A 9637-nucleotide genomic window follows, 5' to 3' on the forward strand; every position below is an offset into this window, starting at 1 on the left:
AGATTTAATTTACAAACTTACTCATCAAACATCCAACGTTCCCTTAATGTCCTAATTTTTGCAGATGGATGAATAATAGAACGATCAGGATTGACCAAACGAACAGAACCTTGTGGTAAACCATAATAAAGTTCTATTTTACGTTGAATTGTTCTGACACGCGCATCACTTCGCGTGGCTCGCTGACGGTTTGCATCAGCCCGTAAATAACCTAAAGCTTGCCTATTTTCTTCATCATTCAAGTTTGAATTCACAAAATCTTGATCATTGTGAATTTCTTCATCTATATCTATAGCAATCGATTCATCTCTTTCCAATTCCGTGGCTAAACTGGGCAAACCTCTTTCGTCGAACTCCAACAAAATATCAAACTGATAATTATGTCCCTCTTCTAGCCAGTTTCCAGAGAACATCTCATATGAGTCATCCTCAAAATTTCCCTCTAAAACGTAGCTTGAATCAAAATATCTACTCTCATCATGGTATTCTACAGCCCCATGGACAACCTGAAATTCAGTTGTCATCTTTAAGACGATTCGTCCTGATTGAACTAGACCATATCCATTGATCTTACCTTCAAATAAGATAAAAATTTCATTATCTTTTTTGCCAATCCGAGTCACTTTTGCTGGAAGATTATTCCAATAAATTTCACCTAACACAGCATCCTCCCATAAATTATTTTGCTAAATCCTAAAGTAACTAGTTTAATATTGGGTCTAAATCCAAATAATATTTTTTTGCTTTACTTTGAATATCATCAAATATATCAAAATTCTCGTTTACCTTTTTCAAGGCTTTTTCAATAGGTTCTAAAGATTCATCTAGTTTTCCCTGTTCGTACTCTTTTACAAATAATTCAGAATCGAACACATCAATTTTCATTTCAAAAAAAGTACCACACCGCCCTAACTCAAAACCGTGATTTTCTAGTTTTTGATATTGTATAAAAGTATTTTTTCTAAATTTATTCCAATCACACATTTTTCGATAAATTCTGAGATCAAAATCCTCTTTCGTAAGATCACTATATTGATATGAAAGCCCACGAATTAAATTATAATTGAGGAAAAATTGTATAGTTATATACCCTTGATCATGCCTAAAAAAATTAGAAGTCGGAAATCTATTATTATTGATCTGAAATTCTTCATTAGTATTGTAATTACACCCTCTATCATAATGAGTGAGCTTAAAAAAAGCATAGCTATGCATAATATCAACATCCCCATCATCGACTTTAGAATGAATCCAATTTCTTGGCGCAAACCATAACTCTTTATATTCAAACTTAGTGCTTATTTCCCATACTATAGTTTGCCAATCTAATTGGGGGGAAATAGAGTTTTGATAGTTAAGTATCATGACTTCTATATCAGAAAAAAGTTTATGCGAAATTCTCTCTTCCAATATATAACATTGCTGAATAATAGAAGGTAAATTATCTAACACAAATTTTATAGATACATCATTATCAGCACTATTCTCTTGAAATTTAATCATTGATCAAACTCCCCAAAGCCATTATTGAATCACCATGATCATTTCTTTCTAATGCAACAGTCGCCCTATAAACAATTTCTTCACGAAGCTTTTGAGGTGCTATGATTTGAATCAAATGAGCTTTCTCTACCAACCAATTCATTAAACTTGTAGTAACACAACTCGTAGCTCTTAGTTCATAATATTCATGATCTTGTATTCGTTGAATATCCTGATCTGTACTAATTGATTTCAGCTCTAAGTCTTCTAATAGTTCTTCATGAAAAACAAAAAATATCTCCTGCTCTGCTCTATCAAAATAAGCATTTTCAAATTCACGTTCATCCACAAGCACATCTATGTCATAATGATTAATATCAACATGAGCTTTTTCTTCGATCACATCGACCTCATCGAATCTCAATAGATTAAATGTTCTAAGCTCACTTTTACTCCCTACTATTTTACTTGCGATTAAATAGGGTTGCTGTCCATGTTGAATAATACCTTGTGGCTTTAAGATATATTTTGTTTGAACATGACTACCTTCTTTTCTATATAAGACATCAAGCCAAAAGTGATCATCCAACAGAGCTGCATAAATTTTTTGCATAACAAGCATATATTGCTCATCTCTATTAATTTTTCCATACCCCTCTGGCACAAATCTCATTTTGCTATGCCATGCACCAATTTGGGTATCCTTTTCTAGTTGCTGTTCTGCTGCTTCAAAGAATCCTTTAACTTTTCCATAAATATCATTAGGCAAGTTGTGACTCAAATATTCTTTTGCCATAATCAAAACCAATGCAAGTTCAGAGCTAAATTGCTGCACATAGGCATTAGGGCTTAAATAAAAACTAGATGCTCGACGACCACTCGCTTTAATCTCTATTAAATCCCCAGAAACCAAAATAAGTTCAATCGTTTTTAAATCGCGGAATATATTCTTTTTTAATGATTTTTCATCAATTTCATTATTATAGAAGTGTCCAATTTTTTGTTTCAATTCTTCAATTGAATAAGCTTTTTGCGGCTCTCGTGGTAAAATATGATAAAGATTAAGTACTCGTTCCACTTGGCTTGTAATTGATTTATCCATGATGCAATCTCATTTAAATGATGTCATTAAAATGAGAATAGCACCCTAACAAGACAATAAATGTCTCACAAAATATTTTTTATTTTTTTAATTCAGCCAAGTATTTCCCAAACTTTCGTGCAGTTTCCAAATCACCTTCAGGTGGTGTGATTTCAACACTGGCATTATCAGATTGCGTCATTAAACCCAAAAAACTAGACATACGATTAATATCTAAAGGGCTTCTTCCAGTTGGCATAAACGGTAAACCTGCCCATAACATACCATGCTGCATCGCAAATAAATTAATCTGCTGTAATACCGCCAATTTGTCTCCACTGAGTCCACCACCATTGGTAAAACCAGCCGCCAATTTACCCTGCCATGTACGCGCCAACCAACGCTTAGAAGAATCTTCCATAAACTGTTTTAAAGCAGAGGTTAAGCTCCCCATATACGTTGGGCAACCCATCACGATCACATCAGCTTGATCCAATAGCTCCCATTGTGGCGCAGCTACAGAAAGTAGATGCACGTCAGCACCTGCCTGCTCCGCACCCTGAGCAATGTATTGCGCAACTTTGGCCGTATGCCCATAAGGACTGTGATAAATCACACAAACTTTAACTTGGGGAGTAATTTGCTCAATAACAGACATGGATAATTTAAAAACCAATGAATTGAATCAAGTTTAACATTTTTAACGAATACAAGGCGAATCAATAGCGCAAAGGATATGATTTATTGCATAAATACAAATGTTGCCATTCGTCCCGTTTTTGCATCACGTCGGTAAGAAAAATAATCTTCGGCTTGCTGATAAGAGCATTGATCACCACCTAAAACGGTTTCTATACCTAAGCGATTTAAAATAAAACGGGCAATCGCATACAAATCAGCCTGATATTTACCTTCAACTTGACCTGCAAGAAAAGCAGATGCCAATTCAGGATATTTATCACAGAAAATAGCTCTGACTTCAGCACCGACTTCAAAGCAAGCTTGGCTGATCGCAGCCCCTAACCACGCCCAAGTGGGCTGAGATTTCATCTCAGCAACGGTATTCTCGATAATACCGTTAGCAAGACCACGCCAACCCGCATGTAGGTTAGCGACTTCTGTACCTTCGGCATTACCCAAAACAATAGGCAAACAATCAGCTGTCATCATCATTAAAGCATGACCTAGACGTTGCGTTACTAGACCATCACCTTCAAGTGCAATAAATAGAATTTGTTCATTCACCGTATGACAAATGGTGCTATGGGTTTGCGTCATCCATGTGATTTTATCCACACTAAATATAGATAACTCATTCAACAATAGCATCCGATGCTGCTGAACACGTTGCGCATCATCATTGACATGTAAAGCCAAATTGAAGCCAGACAGATTTTGATTCAGCGTTGCAATGGTTTGAGGATGTTCAATACGTGTTTGCCCAACACAAATACCTTTGGGCAAACCTTGTACAAATTCCATAAAACCCCTCTCCTTGTGAATATATTCCTCACTTTTTTAAAGGGAGGAACTGAACAAATCACCCTTGATGAAAAGGGAACTTTACTTAATACGCTTCATTTTCACGGCGAAGCACGTCCACCAACTGAGTAAAATCTTCTGGCCACGGTGCTTCAAACATCATCTCTTCACCTGTGCGTGGATGTACCAAACCTAATTTTGCTGCATGTAAGGCTTGGCGTTTAAAGCTGCGAAGCATATCAATTAATGTTTCAGATGCACCTGCTGGGAAACGTACACGATTGACATACACAGGATCGCCGATCAAGCCATGCCCAAGATAGCTAAAGTGCACACGGATTTGATGGGTACGCCCTGTTTCAAGCTGCGCCTGAATACGGGTAAAGTCACGGAACCGCTCTTTGACATTGTAATGCGTTACGGCATCACGCCCACCTGGTAAGATCGCCATTTTGACACGGTCAACAGGATGACGTTTAATCGGTTCATCAATCGTGCCACCCGCAATGATATTGCCATACGCAACTAAATCATAAACACGGTAAACGGTTTTCTTTGCCAATTGCTTGCTAAGAGAAAACTGTGCTTCCAAGGTTTTCGCAACAACCAATAAACCACTGGTATCTTTATCAATACGATGAACCAAGCCAGCACGAGAAAGCTCAGCTAGTTTTGGCGCATGATAAAGTAAGGCATTGACTAAAGTACCCGTTGGGTTACCAGCACCAGGATGCACGACCATCCCAACTTCTTTATTAATCACAATAATATCGTCATCTTCATAAACAATATTAAGTGGGATATTTTCAGGCTGACTTGATGTTTGGGCTTCTAATTCAACATTAAGCGTGAGCAATTCATTGCCTTCACAACGGTGTTTCGGTTTAACAATGTTACCATTTACCAACAGATGCCCGTCTTTCATCCATTGCTTAAGTTTTTCACGAGAAAACTCACTCCAAACCAATGCTGCAACCTGATCAATACGTTGACCGAGATACTCTTCATCGATTTGAATTTGCAACGATAAACGTGTTGCAGTTGCATCAGAATTATGATTATCTGCATCGACAGAATCTTCGAGTAAGAAATCTGTCTCAGAAAGGTTTGAATTAGAAGATTGTGTTGAAGTCATTTTGATGATCGATACAAAAATGGTTTAATAGCACCATTGTAGCTTATTGTCCCAAAAACAGAGGAATTTTTATGTCGCTACCCCATTATAAAATTACCATATTGGCTTTATCTTTAGGCGTAGCGTCTGTATTTGTCGGTTGTAGCAGTAATCCAAGCAAAAAAGAAGTGGTTGATAAAGGACCACAGTCAAGTGAACAAGTCTATTTTGAGAAAGCGCAGAAATCGCTTGAGCGTAATCAATACACCGATGCGGTCAAATCACTTGAAGCTTTAGATACCTATTATCCAACAGGACAATACACGCAACAAGCGCAACTTGAACTCCTCTATGCGAAATTCAAACAAAAAGATTATGAGGGTACGATCGCACTTGCAGATCGTTTCATTCGTTTAAATCCGCAGCATCCAAATGTTGATTATGCTTACTATGTTCGTGGCGTAGCCAACATGGAAATGAATTACGATAGCTTAATTCGTTATACCTCATTACAACAATCACATCGTGATGTCAGCTACGTCAAAGTAGCCTATCAAAACTTTGTGGACTTGATTCGTCGTTTCCCAAGCAGCCAATACTCGGTTGATGCTGCTCAGCGGATGAAGTTTATCGGTCAAGAACTTGCTGAAAGCGAAATGAATGCAGCTCGCTTCAACATTCAGCGTAAAGCGTGGTTAGCTGCTGCTGAACGTTCGCAATGGGTCATTGAACACTATCCGCAAGCACCACAAACACCTGAAGCGCTCGCAACTTTAGCTTATAGCTATCAAAAACTAGGGGATCAAGCAACTTCTCAACAATATATTGAGATTCTAAAGCTTAACTACCCACATTTAGTCAAATCAAATGGTGAAGTAAATTTACGTGCCGCACGTAAAGAAGGCAGTTGGGTCAACCGTGCAACCTTAGGTTTACTTGGACGTGAATCTAAAACAGTACAAGCAAAAGATCATGTAGCAACTGAAGTTGAACAACCAAGTTTAACCAATCGTTTAAGTTTTGGTTTACTTGATAAACCTGAAGTCGAAGAAGTTGATTCTGCTCCTATTGAAGAGCCAACTGATAAACCAAGTTGGATGAACCGTTTGAGTTTCGGATTATTAGATAAATCAGAAACCTCACATACATCTGAGGTTAAAGCAACAAACTAATTTACAATCATTCAAATAATAAAACAGGCAAGTATACCCTTGCCTGTTTTTCATTTTATGCAACAATGATTTCTAACATTCAGACTTCATGATGATGTTATATATCCCAGTTCAAAACGGTTAAATGCGCATGGCAATTCCACAACATACGATTGATCAAATCTTAGATCGAACAGACATTGTCGATTTAATCGGTCAACGTGTGAAGTTAAAAAAGACTGGGCGTACTTATTCAGGCTGTTGTCCATTCCATCAAGAAAAGTCACCCTCATTTCATGTCTATCGTGACAAACAGTACTACCATTGCTTTGGTTGTCAGGCAAATGGCAATGCTATTCGCTTCCTCATGGACATTGATAGTCGAAACTTTGTCGATGTGATGAAAGACTTGTCTAATCAGACAGGCATCGAATTACCAAAAGACAATCACGACAATAAAAAACTCTCTTATAAACGCAGTCCGCAGCAAGTTGTAGCTCCCCAAACGGCACAACCAAAACAAGAGCAACCAACTACACTTACCCCATCAATCCATGAAGCATTGGATGATCATTTTGTCGATATGGATCACTATATGGACGATCCCTTTGCCCAGTTTGATCCACCTTTCAATATTGATGATCAAGTACAAGAAGGCAATCTCTATGATTTACTAGAAAATGTTGCCCAGTTTTATGAACGCCAATTACCCAATAGCCAAAAGGCACAGAATTATTTCAAACAGCGTGGTTTATCGGCACAAACGATTCAATTTTGGCGTTTGGGTTATGCACCAGAAGATTGGCAACATTTAGAAAAAGCTTTTCCACAAGATATTGACGGTTTAAAACAACTTGGATTGATTCGTTCTAGTGATAGTGGTCGAGATTTTGATTTACTCCGTGAACGGGTTATTTTCCCGATTCGTGACTCTAAAGGTCGTGTGGTTGGCTTTGGCGGTCGTGCTTTAAATGATGAAATTAAACCCAAATACATCAATTCACCAGATTCAGAAGTATTCCATAAAAATCAACTGCTCTACGGTTTATATGAAGGTCGTAAACTCAAAGCCAACGATTGGCTGATGGTTGAAGGCTATATGGACGTGATTGCCTTACAACAGTATGGCATCAATGGCGCTGTGGCAACGCTGGGAACGGCGAGTAATGCTGATCATTTAAGCACGCTATTTAAACAAAATTCTCGCATTACCATTGCCTTTGATGGTGATGCCGCAGGACAAAAAGCAGCACGACGTACCTTAGAAATCGCACTACCATTGCTCAATGATGGTCGAGAGCTAAAATTCTTTGTCTTGCCAAATGAACATGATCCTGACTCGCTGATTCGTCGTGAAGGCTTAGAAAATTTCCAAAGGTTATTGCAGCAAGCTCCACTGTTATCTGACTTTGTGTTTGCACATTTAACAGGACAACACGACGTCAGTACCCCTGAAGGTAAAAGCTTAGTGATGGGTGAACTGCGTGAATTGACGGAGTTATTACCGAAGCAAGGCTCATTTCGTTATTTGTTGAGTCAATCTTTCCGTGAAAAACTCGGTCTCGGTAAACGCTTTACCCCACAAATCAGCCACGATGCTTCTCTATCTTTTAATATTCAAACCAAAGATGAAGATTTTGCAATCGCAATTTTAATGCACCACCCATTTCTCTATATTCATTTTGAAGAGTTACTCGCAGTCATTGATCAAACAGAATTGTTGGCTAAAATATTGACTGCACTCAATATTGTATTTGATGATTTACCTGATGATCAGGAATTGGCAACCTATTATGTACTCGGTGCATGTAGTCGTTATAGCCATGAAATTGCAGATATTATGCAGCGCACCAACATCCAATCACTAACACAAGCACCTGAAATTGCAGACAAATTAGCTAAAGATTTCTCATTAAATCTACAAGAAAAATATTTAAAATTAAAACTGAGATCACCTATTTCATTAATTGAGTCACGTAATTTACGCCAACAACTCAATGAATTAACCAAACAGATTAGCTTGAAGTTGTTGTCTTAAAAAATCTCTCGTTAAACGAGAGATTTTTTATATCCCAACTGATTGAATTACCATTGATATCCAATCGCAGCAGAACCACCAAAATCACCCTGAGTATTACCAGTACCTGCCAACTTATAAATAACTTTATTGTCTTCTGAAATTCCACTCATTCCAATTGCAAATCCTTGTTGACCTTTCCAAGTCCCAGTACCTGCACTTACCATGCTATAGCCAGCATTACTAGGCTGTGGTAAAGATGCTGTTGCAAGACTTGCTGCAGTAGCTGCATAAGAGTCCTTTTTAAAAGATTGGAAATCTTGATTTAATTGATCCACACGATTATCTATATAAACCTTAGAATTATTTAACACATTAATACTAACCTGATCAGTATATCTCTTAGAATCCGTTATAATTTTCTCATTAGACTCTTTAATTTCAGAACGAATAGTTTTAGCAGTCTCAGCGGTAGTTTTATTAGCTAAAATTAATGTTAGTTTATCACCTTCTACTATAGATTTATTTGCTTGAATTATCTCAACTGTAGTCTCATCACGTAGATTTTGTATAATGCTATTTGTATAATTTTTAGAATCAATTAGATTTTTTGTAGAAGCTAAATTTAATTGTTTTAAATTAACAGCCTGATCATCTTGTTTAGCATCTGCCAAAGAAGAAATATTTGTACCTTGCAAATCTATATTTTTTGCATTTAGATGTCCACTAACCTATAGAAAATTAGCTAGCTGGTTTTCACTATATAAGGAATTTACATACACATTACTAGCTGAGACATTTCCAGAAAAATTACCACTAATAGTGCCATTGACTTCTAAATCCTTTGCAATAATTTTTTCACCGACTACTAAATTATCACTTATATAGCTATAATCATTTATATATAAATTACCTTTACCGCTTCCTGTAGCTGAAATTTCTACAACTTTATTATTATTTTTATCTGTAATACCTATATTAACCCGAATCCTGTTTAAGCCACTGATTCCATAATTTGAATTTTTGGTTTATTTCGTTGGGTTAATTGATATGCACATAACGATGCGTAAATCCCACTTAGAAATCCATGAATACTACGTGCCTTACTCGTCACTAAATTGTATTGTCCTTTCAATAAGCTAAATAACGTTTCTATCTTATTACGTTGTTTTAAGTGATATTCATCTTGTGCACAGAGTTGAACAGTCCGCATGTTCTTTCGATGATACGTAATTAAATCAATACCTTGATTCTTTAACTTGCTTTTTAAATCTTGGCTGATATAGCCACGATCCGCATAAAGCTTTGCT

Annotated in this window: 10 protein-coding genes; 2 read left to right on the forward strand and 8 right to left on the reverse strand. The window is 37.0% G+C overall.

What is annotated here, in order from left to right:
* Positions 1-17 precede the first annotated feature (17 nt).
* From C502_RS0117295 to rluD, 6 genes are all read right to left on the reverse strand, one after another.
* Entirely contained in the window at positions 18-662 is a 645-nt protein-coding gene (locus C502_RS0117295; RefSeq protein WP_018680025.1) for a hypothetical protein, read from the reverse strand.
* Between the two features lie 40 nt (positions 663-702).
* The gene (locus C502_RS0117300; protein ID WP_018680026.1) at positions 703-1503 is read right to left on the reverse strand and encodes a hypothetical protein; all 801 of its coding nucleotides are present in this window, start codon (positions 1501-1503) and stop codon (positions 703-705) included.
* Positions 1496-2584: a helix-turn-helix transcriptional regulator gene (locus C502_RS0117305; protein ID WP_018680027.1), complete on the reverse strand. Its 1089-nt coding sequence runs from the start codon at positions 2582-2584 to the stop codon at positions 1496-1498. The genes C502_RS0117300 and C502_RS0117305 overlap by 8 nt, the downstream gene beginning before the upstream one ends.
* A 79-nt stretch (positions 2585-2663) precedes the next feature.
* On the reverse strand, positions 2664-3221 hold the full coding sequence (locus tag C502_RS0117310; protein ID WP_018680028.1) for a flavodoxin family protein: 558 nt from the start codon (positions 3219-3221) through the stop codon (positions 2664-2666).
* Positions 3222-3304: 83 nt separating this feature from the next.
* Positions 3305-4045 (reverse strand): peptidoglycan editing factor PgeF, encoded by a 741-nt coding sequence (gene pgeF, locus C502_RS0117315; protein WP_018680029.1) that lies wholly within the window; start codon positions 4043-4045, stop codon positions 3305-3307.
* 85 nt (positions 4046-4130) lie between these two features.
* Positions 4131-5180, reverse strand: a complete 1050-nt coding sequence (gene rluD, locus C502_RS0117320; RefSeq protein ID WP_018680030.1) for a 23S rRNA pseudouridine(1911/1915/1917) synthase RluD — start codon at positions 5178-5180, stop codon at positions 4131-4133.
* 71 nt (positions 5181-5251) lie between these two features.
* Between rluD and C502_RS0117325 the strand changes: the two genes are divergently transcribed.
* Positions 5252-6331, forward strand: a complete 1080-nt coding sequence (locus C502_RS0117325; RefSeq protein WP_018680031.1) for an outer membrane protein assembly factor BamD — start codon at positions 5252-5254, stop codon at positions 6329-6331.
* Positions 6332-6461: 130 nt separating this feature from the next.
* A complete protein-coding gene (locus C502_RS0117330) occupies positions 6462-8348 on the forward strand; it encodes a DNA primase (protein WP_023274822.1) in 1887 nt (628 codons plus the stop codon).
* A gap of 47 nt (positions 8349-8395) precedes the next feature.
* Here C502_RS0117330 and C502_RS18675 read toward each other — a convergent pair whose 3' ends face one another.
* Both C502_RS18675 and C502_RS0117340 read right to left on the reverse strand, forming a co-directional pair.
* A complete protein-coding gene (locus C502_RS18675) occupies positions 8396-9025 on the reverse strand; it encodes a YadA C-terminal domain-containing protein (RefSeq protein WP_018680033.1) in 630 nt (209 codons plus the stop codon).
* A 296-nt stretch (positions 9026-9321) separates the two neighbouring features.
* On the reverse strand, positions 9322-9637 hold a 316-nt coding region (locus tag C502_RS0117340), incomplete at its 5' end, for a transposase (protein WP_018680034.1).

The sequence above is a fragment of the Acinetobacter tjernbergiae DSM 14971 = CIP 107465 genome (assembly GCF_000374425.1).
Lineage (GTDB): Bacteria > Pseudomonadota > Gammaproteobacteria > Pseudomonadales > Moraxellaceae > Acinetobacter > Acinetobacter tjernbergiae.